Origin of the sequence: Clostridioides sp. ZZV15-6598 (genome assembly GCF_020657705.1) — a bacterium.
GTDB classification, from domain to species: domain Bacteria; phylum Bacillota; class Clostridia; order Peptostreptococcales; family Peptostreptococcaceae; genus Clostridioides; species Clostridioides difficile_F.
Genome location: NZ_JAGWCS010000358.1, coordinates 1 through 332, shown reverse-complemented (window position 1 = coordinate 332; position 332 = coordinate 1). Strand labels below are relative to the sequence as shown.

The window sequence follows — 332 nt, the reverse complement described above, 5'->3', positions numbered from 1 at the left end:
AGAACTTTTAAATAATTAATTATAATATGAGGTGATAAAATGAATAGAAAAAATAGAATAATTTACGACCAAACAGGTAAAATATGGCTTCAAACAGGAGAAGCAACAGGTGATGTATTAGAACATGATGCAATAACAGAATTAACTTTTATAGATGTTGAATTTGGAAGTATAGACTATAGTAAACAGTATATAGAGTCTATAAATCCAATTACAAAAGAACCTGTTTTAAAAAATATAGAAATTATTTTGACTGATGAACAAAAGAGATTACAAGCATTAGAAAAAGAATTAAGTATGTTAAAAGAGGAAAATAAAAACAGAGATTCAGA

1 protein-coding gene is annotated in these 332 nt (G+C 25.0%); it reads left to right on the top strand.

Annotation, left to right across the window (positions count from 1 at the left end):
• Window positions 1-39: 39 nt before the first annotated feature.
• The coding region (locus KGF50_RS22035) for a hypothetical protein (RefSeq protein WP_227850012.1) at window positions 40-332 on the top strand (293 nt) is incomplete at its 3' end.